Source organism: Novosphingobium sp. JCM 18896, from assembly GCF_025938095.1.
In the GTDB taxonomy this organism is placed as follows: Bacteria; Pseudomonadota; Alphaproteobacteria; order Sphingomonadales; family Sphingomonadaceae; genus Novosphingobium.
Genome location: NZ_JAPCZF010000003.1, coordinates 192,463 through 216,769, shown reverse-complemented (window position 1 = coordinate 216,769; position 24,307 = coordinate 192,463). Strand labels below are relative to the sequence as shown.

The 24,307-nt window shown below is 68.6% G+C and carries 20 protein-coding genes and 1 riboswitch; of the genes, 9 read left to right on the top strand and 11 right to left on the bottom strand.

Annotated elements, in window-relative coordinates:
• Nucleotides 1–38 precede the first annotated feature (38 nt).
• A complete protein-coding gene (katG, locus tag OLX23_RS11375; RefSeq protein ID WP_319641313.1) occupies nt 39–2,279 on the bottom strand; it encodes a catalase/peroxidase HPI in 2,241 nt (746 codons plus the stop codon).
• A 225-nt stretch (nt 2,280–2,504) separates the two neighbouring features.
• Here katG and OLX23_RS11370 point away from each other — a divergent pair, with 225 nt between their 5' ends.
• The 3 genes from OLX23_RS11370 to wrbA are packed head-to-tail and all read left to right on the top strand — an operon-like array spanning nt 2,505 to nt 4,776.
• Nucleotides 2,505–3,335: an alpha/beta fold hydrolase gene (locus OLX23_RS11370; protein WP_264445111.1), complete on the top strand. Its 831-nt coding sequence runs from the start codon at nt 2,505–2,507 to the stop codon at nt 3,333–3,335.
• 31 nt (nt 3,336–3,366) lie between these two features.
• The gene (locus OLX23_RS11365) at nt 3,367–4,167 is read left to right on the top strand and encodes an alpha/beta hydrolase (RefSeq protein ID WP_264445110.1); all 801 of its coding nucleotides are present in this window, start codon (nt 3,367–3,369) and stop codon (nt 4,165–4,167) included.
• 9 nt (nt 4,168–4,176) lie between these two features.
• A complete protein-coding gene (gene wrbA, locus OLX23_RS11360; RefSeq protein WP_264445109.1) occupies nt 4,177–4,776 on the top strand; it encodes an NAD(P)H:quinone oxidoreductase in 600 nt (199 codons plus the stop codon).
• A 150-nt stretch (nt 4,777–4,926) separates the two neighbouring features.
• Here wrbA and OLX23_RS11355 read toward each other — a convergent pair whose 3' ends face one another.
• The 4 genes from OLX23_RS11355 to OLX23_RS11340 form a co-directional block, all read right to left on the bottom strand.
• Nucleotides 4,927–5,460: a peptidase S14 gene (locus OLX23_RS11355; protein WP_264445680.1), complete on the bottom strand. Its 534-nt coding sequence runs from the start codon at nt 5,458–5,460 to the stop codon at nt 4,927–4,929.
• Between the two features lie 38 nt (nt 5,461–5,498).
• Complete coding sequence (locus OLX23_RS11350) at nt 5,499–5,786, bottom strand: hypothetical protein (RefSeq protein WP_264445108.1); 288 nt, start codon at nt 5,784–5,786, stop codon at nt 5,499–5,501.
• An 82-nt stretch (nt 5,787–5,868) separates the two neighbouring features.
• Nucleotides 5,869–7,593, bottom strand: a complete 1,725-nt coding sequence (locus tag OLX23_RS11345) for a methyl-accepting chemotaxis protein (protein ID WP_264445107.1) — start codon at nt 7,591–7,593, stop codon at nt 5,869–5,871.
• A gap of 173 nt (nt 7,594–7,766) precedes the next feature.
• A complete protein-coding gene (locus OLX23_RS11340; protein WP_264445106.1) occupies nt 7,767–9,020 on the bottom strand; it encodes a cytochrome P450 in 1,254 nt (417 codons plus the stop codon).
• A gap of 114 nt (nt 9,021–9,134) precedes the next feature.
• Here OLX23_RS11340 and OLX23_RS11335 point away from each other — a divergent pair, with 114 nt between their 5' ends.
• Nucleotides 9,135–9,716, top strand: coding sequence for a TetR/AcrR family transcriptional regulator (locus OLX23_RS11335; RefSeq protein ID WP_264445105.1), 582 nt, complete (start codon nt 9,135–9,137; stop codon nt 9,714–9,716).
• Here the strand turns inward: OLX23_RS11335 and cobN are convergent.
• The 4 genes from cobN to OLX23_RS11315 form a co-directional block, all read right to left on the bottom strand.
• A complete protein-coding gene (gene cobN, locus OLX23_RS11330) occupies nt 9,713–13,552 on the bottom strand; it encodes a cobaltochelatase subunit CobN (protein WP_264445104.1) in 3,840 nt (1,279 codons plus the stop codon). The genes OLX23_RS11335 and cobN overlap by 4 nt on opposite strands.
• 166 nt (nt 13,553–13,718) lie before the next feature.
• Nucleotides 13,719–14,753: a cobalamin biosynthesis protein CobW gene (cobW, locus tag OLX23_RS11325; RefSeq protein ID WP_264445103.1), complete on the bottom strand. Its 1,035-nt coding sequence runs from the start codon at nt 14,751–14,753 to the stop codon at nt 13,719–13,721.
• A gap of 111 nt (nt 14,754–14,864) precedes the next feature.
• A riboswitch (cobalamin riboswitch) is annotated at nt 14,865–15,091 on the bottom strand.
• 36 nt (nt 15,092–15,127) lie between these two features.
• A complete protein-coding gene (locus OLX23_RS11320; protein ID WP_264445102.1) occupies nt 15,128–15,685 on the bottom strand; it encodes a nuclear transport factor 2 family protein in 558 nt (185 codons plus the stop codon).
• A gap of 4 nt (nt 15,686–15,689) precedes the next feature.
• Nucleotides 15,690–16,580, bottom strand: coding sequence for a TIGR03620 family F420-dependent LLM class oxidoreductase (locus tag OLX23_RS11315; RefSeq protein WP_264445101.1), 891 nt, complete (start codon nt 16,578–16,580; stop codon nt 15,690–15,692).
• Nucleotides 16,581–16,730: 150 nt separating this feature from the next.
• On the opposite strand from OLX23_RS11315, the gene OLX23_RS11310 reads away from it, so the two are divergent.
• The 5 genes from OLX23_RS11310 to OLX23_RS11290 all read left to right on the top strand — a co-directional run bounded on the left by OLX23_RS11310 (nt 16,731) and on the right by OLX23_RS11290 (nt 21,852).
• On the top strand, nt 16,731–18,146 hold the full coding sequence (locus tag OLX23_RS11310) for a class I adenylate-forming enzyme family protein (protein ID WP_264445100.1): 1,416 nt from the start codon (nt 16,731–16,733) through the stop codon (nt 18,144–18,146).
• Nucleotides 18,147–18,402: 256 nt separating this feature from the next.
• Nucleotides 18,403–19,611 carry an amidohydrolase family protein gene (locus OLX23_RS11305; protein ID WP_264445099.1) on the top strand — a complete coding sequence of 403 codons (1,209 nt, stop codon included), beginning with the start codon at nt 18,403–18,405 and terminating at the stop codon, nt 19,609–19,611.
• A gap of 4 nt (nt 19,612–19,615) precedes the next feature.
• Nucleotides 19,616–20,485, top strand: coding sequence for a MaoC/PaaZ C-terminal domain-containing protein (locus OLX23_RS11300; protein WP_264445098.1), 870 nt, complete (start codon nt 19,616–19,618; stop codon nt 20,483–20,485).
• Complete coding sequence (locus OLX23_RS11295; RefSeq protein ID WP_264445097.1) at nt 20,482–21,207, top strand: enoyl-CoA hydratase/isomerase family protein; 726 nt, start codon at nt 20,482–20,484, stop codon at nt 21,205–21,207. Before OLX23_RS11300 ends, OLX23_RS11295 begins: the two co-directional genes overlap by 4 nt.
• 9 nt (nt 21,208–21,216) lie before the next feature.
• Complete coding sequence (locus OLX23_RS11290; protein WP_264445096.1) at nt 21,217–21,852, top strand: TetR/AcrR family transcriptional regulator; 636 nt, start codon at nt 21,217–21,219, stop codon at nt 21,850–21,852.
• On the opposite strand, the gene OLX23_RS11285 is transcribed toward OLX23_RS11290, so the two are convergent.
• Nucleotides 21,849–23,108, bottom strand: a complete 1,260-nt coding sequence (locus OLX23_RS11285; protein ID WP_264445095.1) for an acyl-CoA dehydrogenase family protein — start codon at nt 23,106–23,108, stop codon at nt 21,849–21,851. The two genes, OLX23_RS11290 and OLX23_RS11285, sit on opposite strands and share 4 nt — an antisense overlap.
• The gene (locus tag OLX23_RS11280) at nt 23,105–24,244 is read right to left on the bottom strand and encodes an acyl-CoA dehydrogenase family protein (protein WP_264445094.1); all 1,140 of its coding nucleotides are present in this window, start codon (nt 24,242–24,244) and stop codon (nt 23,105–23,107) included. The genes OLX23_RS11285 and OLX23_RS11280 overlap by 4 nt, the downstream gene beginning before the upstream one ends.
• Nucleotides 24,245–24,307: the final 63 nt, after the last annotated feature.

Sequence of the window (24,307 nt, the reverse complement as noted above, 5' to 3'; positions counted from 1 at the left end):
ACCGGAGCCATCGCGGGGTCTTTCCTAAGCCGGCCTGATCAGTAGCGGTCGGCGTTCATCACCTTGGTCCAGGCGGCGACGAAGTCGTTGGCGAACATCTGCCCGGCATCGTCCGAACCGTAGACCTCCGCCACGGCGCGCAGTTCGGAGTTCGAGCCGAAGATCAGGTCGACCGGGGTCGCCGTCCATTCGAGCTTGCCGCTGGCGCGATCGCGGCCCTCGTAGAGCCCCTGATCGCTCGCCGACTTGGCCCAGACCGTCTTCATGTCGAGCAGGTTGACGAAGAAGTCGTTGCTGAGCTGGCCCGGCCGCTTGGTGAAGACGCCGTTCGACGATCCGCCGGTATTGGCGCCGAGCACGCGCATGCCGCCGACCAGCACGGTCATCTCGGGCACGGTGAGGTCGAGCGCATCGGCCTTGTCGACCAGCGCCGCAGCCGGCGCCAAGGTGGCATCGGCGGCGTGGTAGTTGCGGAAGCCGTCGGACTTGGGCTCGAGGAAAGCGAACGAGGCGACGTCGGTCTGCGCCTGGGTCGCATCGACGCGGCCCGGGGTGAACGGCACCGAGACCGCATAGCCGGCCTTGCTCGCCGCCTGCTCGATCGCCGCGCCGCCGCCGAGCACGACGAGGTCGGCGATCGACACGCGCTGGCCGTCCTTGGCCGCCTTGTTGAAGTCACGCTGGATCGCCGTGTACTTGGCGAGCACGCGCGCGAGTTCGGCCTTGTCGTTGACCGCCCAGTTGCGTTGCGGGTCGAGCCGCAGGCGACCGCCGTTGGCGCCGCCGCGCATGTCGGTACCGCGGAAGGTCGAGGCCGAGGCCCAGGCGGCACGCACCAGTTCGGGGCCGGTCAGGCCCGAGGCCAGGATCTTGCCCTTGAGCTGCGCCACGTCGGCGTCGTTGATCGTCGCATAGTCGGCCTTGGGCAGGGCATCCTGCCAGGCGAAGGTCTGCGTCGGGACGTCCTTGCCGAGGTAGCGGGCCTGCGGGCCCATGTCGCGGTGGGTCAGCTTGAACCAGGCACGCGCGAAAGCGGCCGAGAACTCCTCCGGGTTCTTGTGGAACCGCTCGGCGATCTTGCGGAAGCCCGGATCCTCGCGGATCGCGATGTCGGTGGTGAACATGATCGGCGCGTGGCGCTTGCCCTCGATATGCGCGTCGGGGACGAGGTTCGCGGCATTGGGATCGGTCGGGATCCACTGCGTCGCGCCCGAGGGGGCCTTGGTCTTGACCCATTCGAAGCGGAACAGGTTGTCGAGGTACTGATGGGTGAACTGCGCGGGGCTCGAGGTCCAGGCGCCCTCGAGGCCGCTGGTCACCGAATCCTCGGCATTGCCCTTGCCGCACTTGTTGGCCCAGCCGAGGCCCTGGCTCTCGATGCTCGAGGCCGAGGGATCGGCACCGACGCAGTCGTCGGGCTTGTGCGCGCCGTGCGCCTTGCCGAAGGTGTGGCCGCCCGCGATCAGCGCCAGGGTTTCCTCGTCGTTCATCGCCATGTTGCCGAAGGCGCGGCGTATGTCGGCGGCGGCCGAAAGCGGATCGTGGTTGGCGTTGGGACCTTCGGGATTGACGTAGATCAGACCCATCTGCGTCGCGGCCAGCGGCCCGCGCAGGTTGCCCTTCGCGTCGCGGCGCTGGTCGGCCATGAACTTGCGCTCGGGGCCCCAGAAGACGAGATCAGGCTGCCAGGCGTCGACGCGGCCACCGGCGAAGCCGACGGTCTTGAAGCCCATGTCCTCGAGCGCGACGTTGCCCGAGAGCACCATCAGGTCACCCCACGACAGCTTGCGGCCGTACTTCTGCTTGATCGGCCAGACGAGCCGGCGCGCCTTGTCGAGGCTGGCGTTGTCGGGCCAGGAGTTGAGCGGCTCGAAGCGCTGCTCGCCGCCGTCCGAACCGCCGCGGCCGTCACCGGCGCGATAGGTACCCGCCGAGTGCCAGGCCATGCGGATGAAGAAGGGGCCATAGTGGCCATAGTCGGCCGGCCACCAGGGCTGCGAGGTCGTGAGCACCTTGCGGATGTCGGCCTTGACCGCGTCGAGATCGAGCGAGGCGAACTCCTTCGCATAGTCGAACTGGTCGCCATAGGGGTTCGAATGGGCCTCGTGCTGGCGCAACGCCGAGAGATCGAGGCTCTGGGGCCACCAGTCGCGATTGGTCATCGGTGCCGTTTGGGGCGCCGCTGCCGACGCTTCTTGTGCACCGGCCGGAGCCGACAAGAGCGCGGGTGCCGTCATGGCGGCGAGAAGTGCGAGCAGCGATGATGATGACTTCGTCATGATCCCCTCCTGTGATACGTTTTGAACAGAGGATTCGCGGGATACCCGCCGACCCTTCGATCGCAAAACCGATGAAGTCGCTTAGAGTGATTGACGTAACCGATTAATGGTTTCGGGCTCGGTTTCGCTGACCTGCCTCGCTGCCATGATCGCCGCCGATGCGGCCTCAGATGGCTCCATCGGCGTGTCCGTTTCCCCCGTCCTTTCATGCCAGGAGCAACGACCATGCCTTTCATCGAGACCGCAGACGGCACCGAGATCTTCTACAAGGACTGGGGTCCGAAGGATGCGACGCCGATCGTGTTCCACCACGGCTGGCCGCTCTCGGCCGACGACTGGGACAACCAGATGATGTTCTTCCTGGCCGAGGGCTATCGCGTGATCGCCCACGATCGCCGCGGTCACGGCCGGTCGAGCCAGACCTGGACGGGCAACGAGATGGATACCTACGCCGCCGACGTCATCGCGCTGGCCGACGAGCTCGATCTCAAGGGCGCGATCCACATCGGTCATTCGACCGGCGGCGGCGAAGTCGCGCACTATGTCGCACGCGCCAAGCCCGGCCGCGTCGCCAAGGCCGTGCTGATCGGCGCGGTGCCGCCGGTGATGCTGCGTTCGGACAAAAACCCCGGTGGCCTGCCGATCGAGGTGTTCGACAGCTTCCGCAAGGCGCTGGTCGACAACCGCGCGCAGTTCTTCCTCGAGGTCCCCTCGGGGCCGTTCTACGGCTACAACCGCCCCGGCGCGAAGGTCGATCAGGGCGTGATCCAGAACTGGTGGCGCCAGGGCATGATGGGCGGCGCCAAGGCGCATTACGACTGCATCAAGGCCTTCTCCGAGACCGACTTCACCGAGGATCTCAAGGCGATCGACGTTCCCGTCCTGGTGATGCACGGCGATGATGACCAGATCGTGCCTTACGCCGATTCCGCCCCGCTTTCGGCCGAGCTGCTGAAGAACGGCACGCTCAAGACCTATCGCGGCCTGCCGCACGGCATGTGCACCACGCATCCCGACGTCGTGAACGCCGACCTGCTGGCCTTCATCCGCAGTTGACCCGCCTCGCCCCGTATCGAAGGAGTTTACGATGTCGAAGACCATCGTCCTGATTCACGGTGCCTGGCTGAACTCGCGAAGCTGGGAAGGCTTCAAGGCACGCTACGAGGCCGCCGGCCATACGGTGATCGCGCCCGACTGGCCCTATGACGATCGTTCGCCCGAAGAGCTGCGCCAGGCGCCCGCGCCCGAACTCGCGCGGCTGTCGCAGCGGCAGATCGTCGATCACTATCAGCGGATCATCGAAGCCCTGCCCGAGGAGCCGATCCTGATCGGCCACTCGCTGGGCGGGGTCATCGTCCAGCACCTGCTCGACCGCGGATTGGGAGTTGCCGGCGTCGCGATCGATCCCGCGCCGACACCGGGCGTGCCGCTGCATCCGCATGCGATCCGTTCGGCCCTGCCGGTCTTCGTCGACCCGCTGTCGTGGCGAAAGTCCAAGGTGATGTCGCGCCAGTTCTTCCAGACGCGCTTCGCCCAGACCGCGCCGAAGGACCAGGCCGATGCGCTCTACGATCGCTACATCGTGCCGACGCCGGGCCGGGTCTACTGGAACGGCGTGATCGGCGCGATGTCGATCCAATGGGACAATCCGAACCGCGCGCCGCTGCTACTGATCGGCGGCGAGCTCGACCTGATCGCCGACGCCAGCATGACCGAGGCGATCTACGCCAAGCAGAAGCGCGCGCCGGCGAAGACGGAACTGCACATCTTCCCCGGCCGTTCCCACTGGACCTGCATTGACGAGGGCTGGGAAAGCGTGGCCGACGCTGCGCTGCAATGGACCATCGCCAATGCCCGACCCGCGAAGACCGCTGCGATCGCAGCCTGAGGAGCACGCATGAGCAAGATTCTCGTCCTCTACTATTCGACCTATGGCCACGTCGAAGCCCTGGCCAATGCCGTCGCCGAAGGGGCCCGCCAGGAAGGCGCCGAGGTCACGGTCAAGCGCGTGCCCGAGACCGCGCCGATCGAGGTTGCGCAGAAGTCCGGCTTCAAGCTCGACCAGGAGGCGCCGGTCGCGACGATCGCCGAACTCGAGAACTACGACGCGATCGTCATCGGCGCGCCGACGCGGTTCGGGCGCATGCCCTCGCAGATGGCGGCCTTCCTCGACCAGGCCGGCGGGCTCTGGGCGCGCGGCGCGCTCAACGGCAAGGTCGGAGCGGCCTTCACCTCGACCGCGACCCAGCACGGCGGGCAGGAAACCACGCTGTTCTCGATCATCACCAACCTGCTGCACTTCGGCATGACGATCGTCGGCTTGCCCTACAGCCACCAGGGCCAGATGAGCATCGACGAGATCGTCGGCGGTGCGCCCTATGGCGCGACGACGGTGGCCGGCGGCGACGGTTCGCGCCAGCCGAGCGAGATCGATCTCGCCGGCGCGAGCCACCAGGGCAGCATCGTCGCCCAGGTGGCGGGCAAACTGTTCGGCTGATCGACCGAGCCATCTTCTTCCGTCACCCCGGACTTGATCCGGGGTCCCACTTCTTGCGGCAAAGGATGCGTCGGGACCAACAGCGGGACCCCGGATCAAGTCCGGGGTGACGAAGTTCGGCAACGCTGACCTAACGAACCTGTCCAGTCGCTAGAGCACGGCCTCGATCAGCCCGAGCCGCTGCGCCTCGTTCGCCTCGATATACCAGTTCGAGGGCGCGCGGCGCAGCACGTCGTCCATGGTGACGCTCGATCCGTAGATCAGGTTCCGGAACCCCTCGTTCTGGATCTCGATCGATGCCTGGATCTCGTTGAGCGTCGCTTCGACCGAGGCGATGCAGGTGGTCAGCGGCCCTTCGATCTGCAGCGTCCTGGTCAGCTTCCGCTCGTGGATCATCAGCCGCGTGCCGCGGGTCAGATAGCGGTTCTCGCGCGCGAAGAACGACATGAAGGTCGTCCCCGCCGAATAGATCGCCGCCTTGCCGAGGAAGACGATCCGCCGCTGCGGAGCGATCTCGCTGTGGAAGCGCACGTCCTCGCCCATCATCCGCGCAACCTCGGGATCGCCACCGAGCGTCGATAGCTCGATCGTCACCAGGCCGTCCTGCGCGCAGCTGTCGAGCTGCTGCCGGAAGGTCTCGTACATCGCATAGTCGACCGTCCCCGACAGCCGGATCGAGGGCATACGGAAATCGACATTGGTCAAGCGCACGGAAGTGCCCGTCAGCCGCAGTTGATGCCGGAGATCGGCGCCGTCTTGACGATGGCCGGGAGCAGCAGCCGGGCAATCGGCGGCTCGGACGGCTTTGCCGGATCGGGCAGGAGAGGAACGGCCTGCGCTTCGGGGAAGGCCTGACGCAGCAGCCGCTGTTCGGTCTGGACGCGATGCCGCGCGATCGCCTGGCACAGCGGCCCGTCGTCATCGAGACGATACCAGAAGCCGGAAATGTCGGCCAAGGCCTCGCGCAGGGCTAGAGCCGCTTCTCTGTCGGCCGGGGTCACAACCTGCATCGCGCTACTCCGTCGGGGATGACGGAACAACTCATTAAACCGTGCTCAAGTTCCCCCGCTCGTCGCAACCGAAACGGTGCGATCAGGCGGCCTTGGCCAGCGCGAAACGGCCGACCAGTTCGGTCAGGTTGTTCGCCGCGTGATCGAGATTGCGCGCGGCGGCGTGGCTCTGTTCGACCATCGCCGCGTTCTGCTGCGTCACGCGGTCCATGGCCGACATGATGCTGTTGGTCTCGCGCAGACGGGTCGACTGCTCGCTGGCGGCCTGCGAAATGTCCATGACCGTGCCCGTGACGCTTTCGACGCTGCCGCTGATGCGTTCGAGCGCGGTGCCCGCGCGGCGCACCATCTCGACGCCGGTGCCGACCTGCTGGGTGCTGCTCTCGATCAGCGAGCGGATGTCGGTGGCGGCATCGGCCGAACGCTGTGCGAGCGCGCGCACTTCGCTGGCGACGACGGCGAAGCCGCTGCCCGCCTGGCCGGCACGCGCGGCCTCGACGCCGGCGTTGAGCGCCAGCAGGTTGGTCTGGAAGGCGATCGAATCGATCACTGCGATGATCTGGCCGATCTGCGCGGTCGATTCCTCGATGTTCGACATGGCGGCCACGGCCTGGCGAACGATGTCGGTACCCTCGCTGGCCACGGTCACCGCTTCGCAGGTACCCTGGTGTGCCATCTGGGCATTCGCTGCGGTGCTGCCGACCGCGGTCGTCAGCGCGTCCACGGATTCGGCGGCGCTCGCCAGTTCGGATGCATGATGTTCGGTGCGCTGCGCCAGATCGGCAGACGCCTGGCTGATCTCGCCCGAGCCGCCGCGAATGTTGTTCGCCGCCTCGGCGACCGAGATCATCGTATCGTGCAGGCGCGTGATCGCCGCATTGAAGTCCGAACGCACGGCCTCATAGCCGGGGCCGAGATCGGGCAGGTTCACGGTCAGGTCGCCCGCCGCCAGCTTGCGCAGCGATTCGCCGACCACTTCGACCATGCGCGTCATGTCCTTGTCGGACTGGACCTTCGAACGGCTGGTCTCGCGCAACTGCTCGGCCGCGCGGGCGAGCTTGCCGAGTTCGTCCTCGCGGCTCGAATGCTGGACCTCGACGTTGAAATCCTGGCGCGAGATCCGCGAGATGGCCTCGGCCATGACGCCGAGTTCGCTGCCGATCGTGCGCTTGATGACGCGCGCCAGCACGAAGGAGGCCATGCCGGCAAGCGCGGCGATGGCGATCGTGATCGCCATGCTCAGCATGGAGAGCTGCTCCTGCTGCTTGGCGATGACCGCGGCGTGCGCGATGACCGGCTTGCGGATTTCCTCGATCTTGGCATCGACGACGTCGCCCGCGGCGACGATCGCCGCGGCGCCCTCGGCGTCGGCCGGCCCGGCCGCCATCACGCGATCGACGGTCTTGACGTAGTCGGCCGCGCCTTCTTCGACCTGACGCACGAGATCCTGCTCGGACGCGCCCAGGACCGCCTGGGTATCCTTGAGCGAGGTGCCGAAATCGGTGGCGTTGCCGCGATAGCTTTCCTGCGCCTCGGGCGTGCGCAGCAGTGCATAGCGGAAGGCGTCGCGTTCGAGCGAGGTGAAGTCCTTCTCGAGCAGCGCGATCTTGAGCGCCTGGTCGGCGACGCGATTGTCCTCCTGCCCCATGCGCCAGCTCAGGCCCGCACCGATCGTGATCGCCGCGATCAGGCATCCGCTGAGGACGATGGCCGCGATAACCTGGAAATTCAGCCGCTGCGCGATCGGCATGCGGACGAACCAACGGTCGAGGAAGCTGTCGGAGTGCTGCACGTCAGGGGTGTCCATCTGAAGGCCGCGCGGGGGCGCAACATCGTCATCCCATAGACACGAATATGGTTAACGAATCGCCGTCCGCCCCACCGCGTGGACTCCCGAGGATGCCCGCGGACCGGCGGGGAAGCCCCACGCCATGGGGATTTGTTCACTATTGAACACATCCCACAAAAGGCGATCTTTGGTTAATGCACCGCTTCGTCGACTTTCGCTTCCGCCGTATCAAAAGTGATCGGCAGGCCCTTGATTCCCCACGTGCCCGGATAGGGCCGCCAGCCGGCCGGACCGGTCGAGCGCAGGTTGGTGATGCGCTGGGCGATCAGGTGCAGGCCTTCCTCCAGCTGGGCCTTGGCAATGTACTGGCCGAGGCAAATGTGCGCGCCGAGCCCGAAGGGAATCGGCGGATTGGCGTGGACGCGGTCGGGATCGAAGGTCTCGGCATCCTCGGCCACGCGCGGATCGCGGCCGATCACGTTGAGCGGGAACCAGATCATGCTGTCCTTGGGCAGCACGACGCCGCGGTATTCCCAGTCGCGGCCGAGCATGCGCAGCGCCGGCGCCGTGCTCATGTGGCGGAAGGTCTCGCGGATCACCTTGCGGCAATAGTCGATGGATTCGCCGCAGCGCGCGAACATCTCGGGCCGATCGGCGAGCAGCGACATCATGATCGTCAGGATGTTCTTCGAGGTGTCGTAGCCCGCGACGAACAGGAAGATCAGGATGTTCTCGAGCTCGGCATCGTCGAGACCGCCCTCCTGCTGGTTCCTCAGCAGCAGGTCGAGCAGATCCTCGCTTTCGGACAGCCGCTTGCCCGCGCGGCGATCGGCGACGAACTGGCCGACGAACTGCTCGAGCACGAGGGTCGCTTCCTCGAGCTGCGGCAGGAAGGCCGGGTCCATGCAGACGCTGAGCCCCAGGGTTTCGAGCGACGAGCGGATCGGCTGGATAGCCTCGGGCGACTGGCCGATCAGGCGGCACATGACGGTGATCGGGAAATAGGAGGCGAATTCCTCGAAATCGAACCCTCCGGCCTGACCGACGGGGGGTACCCATGCGTCGAGCAGGTCGGAGATCACCTCGCGCATCACGTCGCGGTTCTTGTTCGCCTGGCGCGGGGTGAACGAGGGCGCCAGGATCGCGCGCAGCCGCTGGTGCCGCTCGCCGGTGATCGCCAGCATGTGGTTGGTCTGGAAGCGCCCCCAGGCCGTGCCGTGCGCCTGCATCACGTCGAGCAGCCCGCCATAGGGCGGCGCGTACTGGTCCTCGCTATGGAAGAACTCGCGGATCGCCTTGTAGTCGTTGATCAGGTAGCCGAACGGCGAGGTCGCCAGCCAGGGGTGCCGTTCGCGCGCCGCGGCGAAATGCGGATAGGGATCGGCGGCGAACCAGTCCTGGCCGATGTCGAGGAAGGGCAGGTCGAGTTCGGTCGCGCGGGTCATGGGATTCACCTCTCCAAGGTCTTGTGCGACCAGGCTTAGCCCGCCGATTACATGTAACCAGATTTACATTTGCGCGCGCCGCACGGTAGGCCGCGCGCGGGAGACGCAGCGGACATGCGCATCGTAGATCACGAGCAGCGGCGCCAGCAGATCGCCGAAGTGGCGATGGAACTCATCGCGCGCGTGGGCCTCGAAGCGACGACGCTCAATCGCATCGCCAAGGCCATGGGCGCGAGCATCCGCGTGATCACCCACTATTTCGCCGACAAGGACACCCTGCTGCTCGCAGTCTACCGGATCCTCGCGCTGCAGGGCCAGGCGCCGATCGCCGCAGTGCTGGCGCGCGATCCCGCCGATCTCGCCGGCGCGCTCGAAGCGCTCTGCGGTAGCGACGAGGCCACGCTCGAGCGCTGGCGCGTCTACGTCGCCTTCTGGGACAAGGCCGCACGCAGCCCGCGCTTCGCGGCCGAACAGCAGTTGTGGATCGAGAAGACCCTCGCGCTGATCGGCGAGGTCATCGTCGCGCGCACCGGCCGCAGGGACAACGTGCGCGAACTGGCGACCGAACTGATCGCCCTGGTCTATGGCATGTCGGTCCAGCGCACGCTCGATCCCGCAAGCTGGACTCCCGAAGCGATCGCCGCGGTGATCGAGCGCAAGGTCCGCGAAGTCGATCGGCGCAGCGCGGTCGCCTAAAGCCGCGCTGCGGCGCCGGCGATCTCGGCCAGCAGCACCGCCGCGCTGTTTGATCGCGGTCGCCACAGGCCGCGGACCAGCGCCTCGGCCAGCCGCGCCGCGGTCTCGCGCAGCGCCGCCGGGTTCGCCTCGGCCATGAAGTCACGCACGGCCTCGTCCTCGATGAAGGCGGCGTGGACGGCGTCGAAGTGGTGGTCGCGCACCGCGTGGGTCGTCGCGGCGAAGGCGAACAGGTAGTCGACCGAAGCGGCGATCTCGAAGGCACCCTTGTAGCCGTGGCGCATGACGCCGGCGATCCACTTGGGATTGGTCACGCGCGCGCGGACGACGCGGCCGATCTCGTCCTCGAGGCTGCGGATCACCGGCTTCTCGGGGCGCGAGTGGTCGTTGTGGTACGATTGCGGCTTGCGGCCCGACAGGTGCTCGATCGCCGCGGCAATCCCGCCCTCGAACTGGTAGTAGTCGTCGCTGTCGAGCAGGTCGTGCTCGCGGTTGTCCTGGTTCTGGATCACCGCCTGCGCCTGGCTCAGCCGCGCGGCAAACAGGTCGCGCTCGGAGGCGCCCTCGACACCCGCGCCATAGGCATAGCTGCCCCAGTCGAGATAGACCTCGGCCAGGTCGGCGCGGTCGTGCCACAGGCGTTCGTCGATCATCGCCTGGAGCCCCGCACCATAGGCGCCGGGCTTCGAGCCGAACACGCGCGCGCCGGCCCGGCGCTCGTCGAGACCTTCCGCCAGCTCGGCCCGGTGGCGCGCGGCGGCGGGATTGTCGGCCGCGTCCTCGTCGAGCGCCATGACCGCGCGCGCGGCGCTGTCGATCAGGTCGATCTGCTCGGGAAAGGCGTCGCGGAAGAAGCCCGAGACGCGCAGGGTCACGTCGACCCGCGGGCGGCCGAGCTCGACCAGCGGGATCACCTCGAAGCCGACGACGCGGCCCGAGGTCCATTCCCAGCGCGGCTTGACCCCCATCAGCGCCAGGGCCTGGGCAATGTCGTCGCCGCCGGTGCGCATGTTGGCCGTGCCCCAGGCCGAAAGCGCGACCGCCTGCGGATATTCGCCCTCGCGCTGAAGATAGTCCTGGACCAGCAGGTCGGCCGACTTGCGCCCGAGCTCCCAGGCGACCGCCGTGGGCACGGCGCGGGTATCGACCGAATAGAAATTGCGCCCCGTCGGCAGCACGTCGGGCCGCCCCCGCGTCGGCGCTCCCGAAGCCCCGGGCGCGACGAAGCGACCGTCGAGCCCCGCCAGCAGCGCCGCGCGCTCGGCCGGGCCGCAGGCGTCGATGCGCGGGGCGAGGTTTTCGGCGACCTCGGCGAGGACGGCCGTGCTCGTCTCGCCCACTCCTTCGCCGCCTTCGACGAGGGCCGCTGCCAGCAGTTCGAGTCGTTCGATCGTATCACCCGCCGTGCGCCAGGGATCGTCCGACAGCGCGGCCAGAAGCTCGGGCCGCGGGCCTTCCCACTTCGCGCCGAGCTTGCAGTCGAGCGGATCGAAGCCGAGCCCGAGATCGTCGGCCAGCGCGCGCAGCAGCGAGGCCTGCCCCGGCCGGTCGTAGCCACGCGGCGTGCGCGCCAATGCGACGAGCAGGTCGCGCCGCAGCCGGTCTTCGGGCGACTGGGTGAAGACGTGCAGCCCGTCGCGGATCTGCATTTCCTTGAGTTCGCAGAGGTAGTTGTCGATCGCCGCGAGCGCATCCTCGTCGTCGCCGACGGCGCCCGCGTCCTGGTCGAGCCCCTGCCCGCGCGCGAGATCGAGGATGTCGCGGCGCAGCCGGTCGAGCCGGCGCGGGTCCATGCCGGCAGCGAGGTAATATTCGTCGACCAGCGCCTCGAGCTGCTTGAGCGGGCCGTAGCTTTCGGCGCGGGTCAGCGGCGGGGTCAGATGGTCGACGATCACCGCGCCGATGCGACGCTTGGCCTGGGTACCCTCGCCCGGATCGTTGACGATGAACGGATAGAGCTGCGGCAGCGGCCCCCCGCAGATCTCGGGAAAGCAGTCGCGCGACAAGGACACGGCCTTGCCCGGCAGCCATTCGAGATTGCCGTGCTTGCCGACGTGGACCAGCGCCAGGGCGCCGAACGCGCGCTCGAGCCAGACGTGGAAGGCGAGATAGGCGTGCGGCGGCGGCAGCGCCGGATCGTGGTAGCTTTCCTTGGGATCGATGTTGTAACCGCGTGCGGGCTGAACCGCGACGACGGTCTTGCCGAAACGGTGGACCGCCAGGCGGAACGCGCCGTCGCGGACGAAGGGGTCCGCCTCGGGTTCACCCCAGCGTTCGGTCATGGCCGTGCGGGCAGCCTCGGGGATCGCGGCGAAGGCCTCCCTGTACGCCTCTAGCGACAGGCCAACTCCCCCAAGTTCGTCACCCCGGACTTGATCCGGGGTCCCGCTAGGTTCCGGCGCCGCGCTCGACGAAAAGCGGGACCCCGGGGCAAGCCCGGGGTGACGGGCTAGGTTTGTTGGGTTGAGGTTGAGGTTTTGGGTAGGGTTTCGATCCAAAGACGACAGATCATTGGTCACCCCGCCGGTCATCACCGCCATCAGGCCCGTGCCGTCCTCGGGCGCATCCGCGGTGTCGTAGCCCTCCTCGCGCAAGGCCCGCAGGATCGCCGCCGCGCTCGCGGGAGTGTCGAGGCCGACGCCGTTGCCGATCCGCCCGTCACGGTTGGGATAGTTGGCGAGCACCAGCGCGATGCGCCGCTCGCCCGCCGGGGTCCGCTTCAGCCGCGCCCAGTTCCAGGCGAGGTCGGCGACGAAGCCGACGCGGTCCTGCGCCACCTGCGGCACGATCACGCCGCATTCGGTGCGCGCGTCGAAGCGTTCGGCCGCCTTGAAGGCGATCGCGCGGGTGAACAGCCGGCCGTCGACCTCGGGCAGCGCAACGTTCATCGCCAGGTCGCGCGGACCGAGGCCGCGCGCCGCGCCCTGCCACTCGCCTTCCTCGATCCCGGCGAAGGCGGTCTGAAGGATCGGGCAGTCGGCGCGTTCGAGCACGCCGGGAACGCGCGGCTCGCTCGAGGACGAGGCGGCGAAGCTCGTGGCGTTGACCACGACGTCGGGCGAGATCGCCGCGATCAGCCCGCCCAGCATATCCACCGCGAAAGGCTCGCGCAGCGCACGCACATGCACCGCGGCGACGTTGAAGCCGCGCGCCTCGAGCGCAGCGATCACCGCATCGGCCGCACCGAGCGTGCCCGCGACCACCAGCGCGCGGTAGAACACGAACAGCGCCAGCGGCCGCCCCTCCACCCAGCGCGCGCGCAGTTCGGCAAGCCCCGGCCGCTCGACCCCGGCGAGGTAGAGCCCGGCGTCGGCGATCGGCACCGGATCGTCGGGCGTGCCCGCGTCGCGGCCGATCAGCCGCGCGGCCTGGCGCAGGAACGACAGGGCATTGGGCACGCCGCCCTGCCGCAAGTATTCGCGCAGCTTCTCGCGCACCTCGGCGGGCAGGGTCGAGGCGCGGTCGAGCGCGGGATCGGCCTCGCGCCCGTCGGCAATCGCGGCGAAATGGATGCCCTTCTCGCGCGCGACCAGCGCGATCTCGTCGATGCCATAGGGCCAGTAGGACTTGCCGCCGAGCAGGATCACGCAGACGAACCTGGCCTTGGCGATCACCTTCTCGACGTAGAGGTCGACCGAATAGGGATGCTTGAGCTGGAGCAGGTTGGCCAGCCGCACGCTCGGCGCATCGTCTGGCAGCAGCGCGGCGGCACCGGCAAAGCAGGCGAGTTCGCTGTCGGCGACGGTGAGGATCACGATGTCGCCGGGCGACTGGTCGAGATCGATCGCCTCGTCGCCGTTCGAGACCGTGCCGGTGGTGGCCGAGAGCAGGTGCATCAAATCCTCCCCGGCACGGGGAGGGGGACCGCTCGCGCAGCGAGTGGTGGAGGGGGTTCTCGTCCCCAAGCGACGCTGCGTAGGGTGGAGAGCCCCCTCCACCACGCTTCGCGTGGTCCCCCTCCCCGTGCCGGGGAGGATGGGAGCCCGACGGCAGTCATGAGCCTCAGCCCACCACCGCCTTCAACCCCGCCTCGATCGCGGCCTGGTCGAGCCCCTTCTGGCCGATCACCACCAGTCCGGTCTTGCGGTCCTCGCCGGGCTTCCAGGCACGGTCGAAGAAGTGCTGGATGCGCGGGCCGACCGCCTGGATCACCAGCCGGCTCGGCTTGCCCGCGACCGCGACCATGCCCTTGATCCGCAGCACGTCGTGCGCGGCGATGACCTCGCCGAGCTTGCTCACCAGCGCCTCGACCTCGGCGACTTCGCCGCCGCTCAGGACGAAGCTGTCGAAGTCGTCGTGGTCGTGCTCCTCGGCGCCGTCCATGTGCGACTTCCGGCTGTCGAGATCGTCCTCGGCCGCGGCGGTGATGCCCAGCAGCGCGGCGATGTCGACCGCACCGTGGTTGGCATCGACGATGCCGACGCCGGGCCGTGTCTCGGCCGCGACCTGCTGGCGCACTGCGGCCAGGGTTTCCGCATCGACGAGGTCGGTCTTGTTGAGCACGACCATGTCGGCGCAGGCGAGCTGCTCCTCGAACAGCTCCTCGAGCGGGCTGTCATGATCGAGCGAGGGATCGGCCGCGCGCGCCGCTGCCAGCGCCGCCTCGTCGGTGGCGAAGCGGCCCGCGGCCACGGCATCGGCGTCGATCAGCGCGACCACGCCGTCGACCGTCGCGCGGGTGCGGATGTCGGGCCACTGGAAGGCCTTGACCAAGGGCTTGGGCAGCGCGAGCCCCGAAGTCTCGATGATGATGTGCTCGGGCGGGTTCTCGCGGTCGAGCAGCTTCTGCATGGTCGGCAGGAAATCGTCGGCGACGGTGCAGCAGATGCAGCCGTTGGCCAGCTCGACGATGTCGTCCTCGGGACAGGCCTCGTCGTTGCAGCCCTTGACCAGCTCGCCGTCGACGCCGACGTCGCCGAACTCGTTGATCACCAGCGCCAGCCGCTTGCCCTTGGCGTTCTGCAGCAGGTGGCGGATCAAGGTGGTCTTCCCCGCGCCGAGGAAACCCGTGATGACTGTGGTCGGCACCTTGCTCATGCGCATTCTCCTCGTCGCGGACCGCGCACGCGGCCCGTCCGCGCGCACCGGCCCTGGGTGCGCCGCTCAGACGGAGAAATACCGTGCCATGGCCAGTCCCTGGACCGCGGCAAGAGCGACCGGTGCGCCGGCAGGTCTCCTGGCTCGCGGGTCGTCACGCGATGCACGGACCTTCCCGGACCGCTTGGGTCCAGTGGCCGCCTCCCGAAAGACCGGGAAGCCAGTGCATCGCGCTATCCGCTTACAGTTGCAGGGACAGCCTGGGTTTTGGGCGATGACCGCCCGCACCCCGTTCCCGATTAAGCCCCTCGCGGGGCACCGGCACGATCTGCGCGCGCTCTAGAGCGCCGGCACTGGCAGCGCAAGCCGCGCGGTCACACGGTCATCCGCATGCCCAGCCGCTCGGCCGGGATCGCCAGCGGGCGCTGGTAGGAGACGTCCGACGAATCCCGCGCGATCGGCACGATCTCGCGGAACTTGGCGATCATCGTCTCGGCCATCGGGTTGCCACCCGGGGTCGCGTCCCATTCGCCGACGCAGACGCGCGTGGCGATGGCCCAGCGGCCGTCGCGGCGCTCGAAGCGGTCGACATAGCGACCGCCGGCCAGCGCGAAATCGCCCGAGGCGCCGATGTTGGCGACGGCGAAATAGGTCTCGGTATGGGCGGTGTCGCCATCGAGCTCGCAGACGTGGTTGCAGATGTTGTGATTGGTCGACTTGTGGTGATGCCGGTGGAGCTCGGCGAAATAGTCGAAGAACTCGGCCGGCGAGCCGACGAAGACGCCGTATTCGAGCTGGGCATCGGCATGGAAGGCCGAGAGCGCGGAGTCGCGGTCGAGGCGGTCCATGCCGCGCGTATAGCGGTTGACGCAGTCGAGGATGTCGATGCGGCTCTTGACGAAGTCGAGCGTGGCGGCGGGATCGGTGGCCATCGGGTCAGCTCCGGGTTGCGGGGGCGAGGGTCTTGAACAGCGCGAGGTCTTCGGCGGCGAGCACGCGCCCCTGCCGCGGCAGGATCTGGATCGCGACCTGATCGGCGCCGGCGTCGAGATGGGCCTGGATGCGCGCGCGGAACTGCGCCTCGTCGCCCCAGCAGACGATGCTGTCGACCAGCCGGTCCGAGCCGCCACCGGCGAGATCGTCCTCGGTGAAACCCAGGCGCAGGAAGTTCTGCGTGTAGTTGGGGAAGCGCAGATAGCCCGCCAGGAAGCCGCGCGCGGTGGCGCGGGCCTGGGCGGGATCGGTCTGGCGCAGCACGATCTGCTCGGGCAGCAGCAGCTTGCCCGGCCCCAGGATTTCGCGCGCCCGCGCCGTGTGCTCGGGCGTGACGTTGTAGGGATGCGCGCCGTCGGCGTGCGAGGCCGAGAGTTCGAGCATCTTCGGCCCGAGCGCGCCGAGCACGGTCCGCGGCCGCGCAGGCGGCGCGACGCCGGCGTATTGCGTGGCCTGCATCCGCTCGAGATAATCGCGCATCGCCGCGAGCGACGCCTTGTAGGCCTGGCCGCGCATGCCCTCGACCAGCGGTGCGTGGCTGACGCCGAGGCCGAGCAGGAAGCGCCCGCCCGACATCTCGTTGAGCCCGTGCAGCGCATTGACCGTCGCCAGCGGATCGCGCGCATAGATGTTGGCGATGCCCGTGGCGAGCGTCAGGCGTTCGGTCTGGCTGAGGATCCAGGCTGCCTGGACCATCGGATTGCAGCCGAAGGCCTCGGGAATCCACAGGGTCCGATAGCCCCAGGATTCGAGCTTGCGCGCGATCCGCGCGTTGTCGGCGGCGGAGAACACGTCGGCGAGCAGCCAGGCCCCGACCTTTCCCAACTCGCTCATACCGCCATCCCCTTCCCATCGCCTTATACCTACAACATCTAAATTTATCCCGGCGGGTCAAGCGCGATATTTACGCAATAACGTTGTGCTGGACTCGCATAAATTTATACATCATCTAAAAATAACGAGTCACGCAGCAAGGGACCGCCGATGGGAGAGAGACAGCACATCGCCGATCGCATCGACGCGCTCGCCGCGCAGCGCGGCGACGATCCGGCGCTGACGGTCGAGGACGAGACCTGGTCCTACCGCGCGCTCGCCCAAGCCTCGCGCCGCGCCGCGAGCCGGCTCCATGCGCTGGGCGCGCGGCCGGGCGACATGGTCGTGCTGCCCATGGCCAATTCGCCCGAGCAGGTGGCCTGCTTCCTCGGCGCCTGGCGGCTCGGCGCGACGCCGCTGCCGCTCTCGCAGACCGTGCCCGAGATCGAGCTCGACCACATCATGCGCGCCGCCGGCGCCCGGATCGTGCTGCGCGCCGGCCAGGACCTCGCCGGTGAGCCGCTGTGGCAGGCGCCCAGCCTGACCGCCGCGCGCTGCCGCGCCCAGGCCAGCGGCGGCAGCACCGGCCTGCCCAAGGTCATCGTCGATACCGAGCCCTCCACCGTCGATCCCGCCGAAGACCATTGGGGCTGGACCGAGGGACCGGCGCTGTTCGTCCCCGGCCCGACCTACCACTCGGGGCCGATGAACCACCTGATCGGCGGGCTGACGCGCGGCGTGCACGTCGTGATGATGCGCAAGTTCGACGCAGGCCAGGCGATCGCGCTGATCGCGCGGCATCGGCCGCATTGGGCGCTGTTCGTGCCGACGATGATGAACCGCCTGCTCAAGGCGGCCCAGAGCCCCGCCGACCGCGCGGTGCTGGCCTCGCTGCGCCGCGTCTGGCATTCGGCCGCGGCCTGCCCGGCCTGGCTCAAGCAGGCCTGGATCGATCTCGTCGGGCCCGATGCGGTCTGGGAGATCTTCGGCGGCAGCGAAGGCGTCTCGACGACGATCATCTCGGGCCGCGAATGGCTCGACCATCCGGGCTCGGTCGGCCGCGCAGCGGGCAACGGCGAGATCGCGGTGTTCGACGCGGCCGGCCAGCCGGTGCCGCCGGGCACGGTCGGCGAGATCTTCATGCGCAACCGCGTCGATCCGCGCCGCTTCGTCGTGATCTCCGAGGTCAGCCAGCGGCTCCACGGCGAGTGGGAGAGCTTCGGCGATCTCGGCGCGCTCGACGCCGACGGCTTCCTCACCCTCGCCGACCGCCGCATCGACATGATCAACAGCGGCGGCAACAACGTCTTCCCGGCCGAGGTCGAGGCAGCGATCCAGAGCCATCCCGCGGTCGGCGACGCCGTGGTCTTCGGCCAGCCCGACGACGACCTTGGCGAAGTGGTCTGCGCGCGCGTCCACGTCGAGAACGGCAGCCTCGATCGCGACGGCCTGCTCGCCCACCTCGCCACGCGCCTGACCCGCTACAAGCTGCCGCGCCGCATCGAATTCACCGACGAGCCGATCCGCAACGACGCCGGCAAGGTCCGCCGCTCGGGCCTGACGCTTGTTTCCCAGGCCCCCGCATGAGCCCGATCTTTCACAAAAAGCACCGCACTTCTTCCCCCTCGATGGGGGAAGGATGCGGAGACTTGGTCGCGAAGCGGCCTAGTCGTAGCTGGATGGGGGTGAGCGCGCCGGCCCGCGCCGCGCATCCCCGCACCCGCACCCGCACCCGCACCCGCCCCCCTACCCAACTCCGGCTAGGCGGCTGCGCCGCCAAGCCTTCGTATCCCTCCCCCATCGAGGGGGAGGAATTCCCGCGCCCACAGCGAAGGACACGAGCATGACCGAAGCCAATACCCGCTACCGGGTCTTCGACGGCGACAACCACTATTACGAGAGCTACGACAGCTTCACCCGCCACATCGACCCCGCCTATGCCCAGTGGGCCATCCACGTCGAGAAGGCCGAGAACGGCCGCAACTACGTGATGGTCGGCGGCGAGCGGCTGCGTTCGAACGCGGTGCACCCGCAGGACTTCATCGCCCCGCCCGAGTCGATCCTCGAGATGTTCCGCGATCCCAATGCCGACATGGGCATGGCCGAGTTCAACGTGAAGAACCGCATGCGCGCCGAGGAGCTGCCCGATTCGATCGACGTGACCAAGCGGCTCGAATTCATGGACCGCGAAGGGATCGACGCGGCGATGCTCTATCCCAGCCTCGCGGTGATGATCGAGCAGCAGCTCGCGAGCAACGTCGGCGCGACCTATGCCAACCTCCACGCCTTCAACCGCTGGCTCGAGGACGACTGGGGCTATGCCACCGACAACCGGCTGTTCTCGGTGCCGCTGATGTCGCTGCTCGACGTCGACGAGGCGGTGAAGGAGCTCGACCGCGTACTCAAGCTCGGCGCGCGCGCGGTGCACCTGCGCACGGGGCCGGTGTTCGGCCGCTCGCCCGCTTCCGAGCATTTCGATCGCTTCTGGGCGCGTCTCGACGAGGCGCGCGTGCCCGTCGCGTTCCATTCGTCGTTCAGCCAGTACCACCAGCTCGTCTCGGTCCACTGGGGCGAGAAGGAAGACCCGACCTATACCGAGATCACGCCGATGCAGTCCTACCTCGGCACGGGCGCGCGGCCGATGATGGACACGATGGCGGCGCTGACCTTCCACGGCCTGTTCACGCGCTTCCCGCGGGTCAACGTCATGGCGGTCGAGGGCGGCTCGTTCTGGGTGGCCGACCTGTTCAAGCAGATGGACAAGTCCTACCAGTCGGCGCGCGGCTCGAAGCTCGCGCCCAAGCTGCACGACCTGCCCAGCGCGATCCTGAAAGAGCACCTCTACGTCACCCCCTTCCCCGAGGAGGACGTGTCGATGCTCGCCGCGGTGCTGCCGACCGATCACATCATACTCGGCTCGGACTATCCGCATCCCGAGGGCCTGGCCCATCCGGCGACCTATGCGCAGAAGATCGAGCCCGTGCTCGGCGAGGCCGCGACGCGCGGGGTGATGGGCGAGAACCTCGCGCGCGTCATCGGCATCTGGAACTGAGCCGATGCGCTATCCCGAAATCCTCGAGCTCACCTCGGGCCCGGCAGAACTGTCTTATACCGAGCAGGACGCGATCATCTATGCGCTCGGCGTCGGCGCCGGGCTCGACCGGCTCGGCGAGGACGCGCTGCGCCTCGTCTACGAGAAGGACCTGCGCGTCCTGCCGACCTTCGCGACGACCCTGCTCGACGGCTCGGGCGATCTGTTCGGCCGCGCCGAGATCGACTTCCGCAAGGTCGTGCACAGCGAGCAGCGCCTGGTCGTGCACCGCCCGCTGCCGCCTGCAGGCAGGGTCAGCAGCACCAGCCGCGTGCTCGGCGTCGCGGACAAGGGGGCCGAGAAAGGCGCCGTGGTCTATGTCGAGCACACGATCGCGGACGCGGCCGGCGGCGCGCCCTATGCCACGGTCGTGCTCACGCTCTACTGCCGCGGCGACGGCGGCTTCGGCGGGCCAAACCAGGATCCCTTCCCGGTCCATGCGATACCGCAGCGCGCGCCCGACAAGGAAAGCCGCCAGGCCGTGCCCGCCAACCAGGCCGCGCTCTATCGCTATGCGATCAAGGACGCGAACCCGCTGCACATCGATCCGGCCGTGGCCAAGGCGGTCGGCTTCGAGCAGCCGCTGCTCCATGGCCTGTGCACCTACGGCTTCGCCGCGCGCGCGATCATGGCCGACTGGTGCGACGACGATCCCGCGCGGATCAAGAGCTTCGACGTGCGCTTCGCCGCGCCGTTCTTCCCCGGCGAGACCCTGGTCACGCGCAGCTGGCGCGACGGGTCGGTGATTTCGTTCGAATGCGAGGCCGCCGAGCGCGGCGCGGTGATCTTCCGCAACGGTCGTTGCGAGATCGGTGCTTCCGAGGAGAGAATATGATCGTCCAATCGACGCGCGATGCCGCGGGCATCCGCACCATCGCGCTGAACCGCCCGCCGGCCAATGCGATCGACTACGACATGATGCGCGCGGTCAAGGCCGCCTTCGTCGAGGCCAGCGAGGACTGGGAGACGCGCGTCGTCGTGCTCGAAAGTACCAGCGAGAAGTTCTTCTCGGCAGGCATGGACGTGAAGGACGCGCGGCCGCCCGCGTCCACCCTGCCGCCGGCGATCCCGCACTACGGCATGCAGCTCGGCCGCGAGGTGTTCCGCGTCATGCACGAATGCAAGGTGTCGGTGATCGCCAAGGTCCGCGGGATCGCGGTGGGCGCGGGCTTTCTCTACGCCTGCCTCGCCGACTTCGCGATCGCTTCGGAAAAGGCGCGCTTCGGCCAGTTCGAGATCAAGGTCGGCGCGGTCGGCGGCGCGGGCATGCTGCGGCGGATGATGTCCGAACAGGCGATGCGCTACCTGACCTGGACCGCCGATCTCGTCCCCGTCGCCGATCTCGTCGCGCTCGGCGCGGGCATCCGCGTGGTGCCCGACGACCAGCTCGACGCCGAGGTCGATCGCGTCGCGCGGATCATCGCGGCGCGGCCGCCCGAGGTCACGCGCCACTCCAAATATTCCTTCAACCAGAGCGAGCCGTTCCGCCCGGTCGACACCTACGACGTCGAGCAATTGCACACGCTGGCGCTCGCGGTCGGGCACAATCTGACGTAGAGCGCGGGGATGCCTGCCTCGCGCGCCCTTCCTTCCGCCAAGCTCTCGCAGGAGCGTTCGCGCGCGACGCGCAAGAAGATCGTCGGCGCCGCGCTGCGCCTCTGGACCGAGCGCGGCTTCGACGAAGGCTTCGAGGCGACCACGGTCGACGAGATCGCCGAGCGCGCGGGCATCTCGCGCGCCAGCGTCTACTACTACTTCCCCAAGAAGGAGGACATCCTCCGCGAGCTGGCCTGGACCACGGCCGAGCAGATCCACGAGCTGTCGCTGCGCTCGCTGATGAGCGGCCAGCCAGTCGACCGCGTGCTCGACGACATCCTCCAGCAACTCGGCGAGACCGTCGCGCGCTCGCCCAAGGCGGCGGTGCGGCGGATGCTGCAGATCCGCGACCAGGCACCCGAGGCGATCGCGCGCGATTCGGCCGCGGGCGGCATGACCCGCGCCTTCTCGGTGGTCATCGCCCACGCCCAGGAAGCCGGCGAACTGCCGCGCAGCACCGGCGCGATCGAGATCGCCGAAACGATCTCGTCGATCGCCATGGGCGCGATCGGCAAGTGGGCGCTGGTCGACGACCTCGACCTGCCGCGCACTCTCCGCCTGCGCGCGGCCCTGGTCCTCGCCGGGGTGCGCGCGCTGGCGAATTAGCTCCGCTTGGGTCCGCGCGGGACGTCGCGGAAGGCCACGCCCTTGTCGCCCGAAGCCTCACGCGGCATGCCGAGCACGCGCTCGGCGATGACGTTGCGCGAGATCTCGGTGGTGCCGCCGCCGATGCACGAGACCTGACGCATCAGGAACTCCATGCCCTGCACGCCGACGCCGTCGCTCTCCTCCTCGGTCCAGCCGGCCGCGCCGGCGCCGGCCAGATCGAAGGCGATCGTGCGCTGACGGACGTTGGCCATGCCGCGGAACAGCCGCGCGACCGAGGACATGTCGGTATTGCCCTTGCCCGCCGCCGCGCCCGAGGCGAGCCGGCGCTGCAACTCGCTGGCGACGAGGCCGAGCGCGCGCGATTCGCCGATCAGCTCCTGCGCCGCCGGATCGTCGATCCGCCCGGCCTGGCGCGCGATCGCCACGGGGGTGGCTTCGGTGCGGCCGTGCGACAGGCCCACGGGCTGCGTCACATAGGGCGAGTTGTGGCCCATGCGCTCGTGGAACATCCAGCGCTGGCCGACGGTCCAGCCGCCGTCGATCTCGCCGACGCGATCGCTGTCGGGGATGCGGACGTCGGTCATGAACTCCTCGCAGGCCTCGGTCTCGCCGTTGAGGCGCTCGATCCGGCGGATCTCGACCCCCGCCTGCTGCAGCGGCATGAGGAACACGGTGAGGCCCTGGTGCTTGGGCACGTTCCAGTTGGTGCGCGCGAGGACGATGCCCCAGTCGTGCCACCAGGCGCGCGAGGTCCAGACCTTGGCGCCGTTGAGGATCCAGTCGCCCGTCGCGGGGTCGCGCACGGCCGAGGTCGTCGCGCCGGCGACGTCCGAACCGCCGCCGGGCTCGGACAGCATCTGCGCCCAGAATTCCTCGCCCTTGAGGATCGCCGGGATATGCGCGAGCTTCTGCTCGGGCGTGCCGAATTCCATGATCACCGCCGCGCAAGGCGTGAAGGTGGGCACGGTGAAGCGCGAGGGATACTCGTGCCCGGCCAGTTCCTCGTTGAAGGCGCGGTTGTGCTCGGGGGTCAGGCCCTGGCCGCCCAGTTCCTTGGGGAAGCAGAGGCCGGCGAAACCGCCATCATAGAGCTTGCGCTGGAGCGCGCGGTCGCGGGCCACGGCGACGAGCTCTTCCTCGTCGTCGGCGCAGTCCTGGGTCAGGTCGAAGGGCTGGATCGGGCCGAGATTGGCCTTGATCCACTCGCGCGCGCGCAGGCGGAAGGTCTCGACGCTTTCGATCTGCTCGCTCATGCCGCGGCCTCCTTCTCGATCTGGATTTTGGCGAGCAGCCGGCGGTGTTCGGCCGGGGTGCCGTAGAGCAGGCGGTTGAGCGAGACGCGGCGCAGGAAGAAGTGCAGGTCGTGCTCGTAGGTCACGCCGATGCCGCCGTGGAGCTGGACGCAGTCCTGCGCGAGTTCGGGGCCCTGCTCGCCGATGTAGGACTTGGCCGCGCTGGCCTTCTCGGCCGCGAGCGGGCTCTGGTCGGCGACCGCCTCGGCCGCAGCGTCGGCGATCGCGTGGCTCGCCTCGAGCCAGGACTTCATGTCGGCGAAGCGATGCTTGAGCGCCTGGTACGAGGCCAGCGCGCGGCCGAAGGTATAGCGGTCGAAGGCCCAGTCGAGCGTCATGGCGAAGGCCATGTCCATCGCGCCGACGGCCTCGGCGGTCAGCATGACCGCGGCGTTTTCGATCTGGCGCGAAACCTGCGCGCCGGCCTGGCCATATTCGCCGACGAGCGCGCTCGCGGGAGCACGCACGCCGTCGAAGCTCACCGCGCCGAAGCGCCGCGTCACGTCGATGCCGCGCAGACCCGTGACCGAGAGCCCCGCCGCGTCGGCGGGGACGAGCACCTGGGTCATGCCGCTCTCGCTGCGGCCGGTGACGAGGAAGTAGCCGGCCTGCTTGGCCGATTCGACCGGACGCAGGGTGCCGTCGATGATCAGGTCGTCGCCCTGCTTGCGGATCGTGATCGCCGCCTCGCCCGGGTTCTGCCAGGGCGCGTGGCCGAGCACGCTCGCGGCGATCGCGCCGCCGGTCAGCACTTCGCCGAGCACACCCTTCTGGAGATCGCCGGCATGCCCGGTCAGCGCCGATGCCACCACGTTGCAGTCGACCAGCGGTCCCGGTGCGGCATTGCGGCCGAACTCGTAGGCGATCAGCGCGAGATCGACCGCGCCGCGGCCCGAGACGCTGCCGCCGCCGTCTTCCTCGCCGACCAGCAGCATGGTCCAACCGAGCTCGGCGCCCGAGCGCCAGTAGCTCGGATCGAAGCCCGCCGGATCGCGGCGCAGGTCCTTGCGCTGCCGGCTCAGAGGTACGTGATCGCCCAGGAATCGCGCGGTCGTATCGCGCAAGAGTTCCTGGTCAGACGTCAGGACATGCCACATAGATTCGTTCTCCCGCCGCGTGGGCTAGTGCGGCGGGGAGCGCCAAGTCAATCGCTTGGTTGG

Excerpts from the sequence above, each read along its gene's own strand:
- OLX23_RS11320 (WP_264445102.1), bottom strand. The coding sequence starts at position 15,685 with ATGGCCACCGATCCCGCCGCCACGCTCGACTTCGTCAAGAGCCGCATC.
- OLX23_RS11300 (WP_264445098.1), top strand. The coding sequence starts at position 19,616 with ATGCGCTATCCCGAAATCCTCGAGCTCACCTCGGGCCCGGCAGAACTG.
- OLX23_RS11350 (WP_264445108.1), bottom strand. The coding sequence starts at position 5,786 with ATGCAGGTTGTGACCCCGGCCGACAGAGAAGCGGCTCTAGCCCTGCGC.
- OLX23_RS11370 (WP_264445111.1), top strand. The coding sequence starts at position 2,505 with ATGCCTTTCATCGAGACCGCAGACGGCACCGAGATCTTCTACAAGGAC.
- OLX23_RS11340 (WP_264445106.1), bottom strand. The coding sequence starts at position 9,020 with ATGACCCGCGCGACCGAACTCGACCTGCCCTTCCTCGACATCGGCCAG.
- cobW (WP_264445103.1), bottom strand. The coding sequence starts at position 14,753 with ATGAGCAAGGTGCCGACCACAGTCATCACGGGTTTCCTCGGCGCGGGG.
- OLX23_RS11280 (WP_264445094.1), bottom strand. The coding sequence starts at position 24,244 with ATGTGGCATGTCCTGACGTCTGACCAGGAACTCTTGCGCGATACGACC.
- OLX23_RS11365 (WP_264445110.1), top strand. The coding sequence starts at position 3,367 with ATGTCGAAGACCATCGTCCTGATTCACGGTGCCTGGCTGAACTCGCGA.
- cobN (WP_264445104.1), bottom strand. The coding sequence starts at position 13,552 with ATGCACCTGCTCTCGGCCACCACCGGCACGGTCTCGAACGGCGACGAG.
- katG (WP_319641313.1), bottom strand. The coding sequence starts at position 2,279 with ATGACGAAGTCATCATCATCGCTGCTCGCACTTCTCGCCGCCATGACG.
- OLX23_RS11335 (WP_264445105.1), top strand. The coding sequence starts at position 9,135 with ATGCGCATCGTAGATCACGAGCAGCGGCGCCAGCAGATCGCCGAAGTG.
- OLX23_RS11355 (WP_264445680.1), bottom strand. The coding sequence starts at position 5,460 with ATGCCCTCGATCCGGCTGTCGGGGACGGTCGACTATGCGATGTACGAG.
- OLX23_RS11285 (WP_264445095.1), bottom strand. The coding sequence starts at position 23,108 with ATGAGCGAGCAGATCGAAAGCGTCGAGACCTTCCGCCTGCGCGCGCGC.
- OLX23_RS11315 (WP_264445101.1), bottom strand. The coding sequence starts at position 16,580 with ATGAGCGAGTTGGGAAAGGTCGGGGCCTGGCTGCTCGCCGACGTGTTC.
- OLX23_RS11305 (WP_264445099.1), top strand. The coding sequence starts at position 18,403 with ATGACCGAAGCCAATACCCGCTACCGGGTCTTCGACGGCGACAACCAC.
- OLX23_RS11310 (WP_264445100.1), top strand. The coding sequence starts at position 16,731 with ATGGGAGAGAGACAGCACATCGCCGATCGCATCGACGCGCTCGCCGCG.
- OLX23_RS11295 (WP_264445097.1), top strand. The coding sequence starts at position 20,482 with ATGATCGTCCAATCGACGCGCGATGCCGCGGGCATCCGCACCATCGCG.
- OLX23_RS11290 (WP_264445096.1), top strand. The coding sequence starts at position 21,217 with ATGCCTGCCTCGCGCGCCCTTCCTTCCGCCAAGCTCTCGCAGGAGCGT.
- wrbA (WP_264445109.1), top strand. The coding sequence starts at position 4,177 with ATGAGCAAGATTCTCGTCCTCTACTATTCGACCTATGGCCACGTCGAA.
- OLX23_RS11345 (WP_264445107.1), bottom strand. The coding sequence starts at position 7,593 with ATGGACACCCCTGACGTGCAGCACTCCGACAGCTTCCTCGACCGTTGG.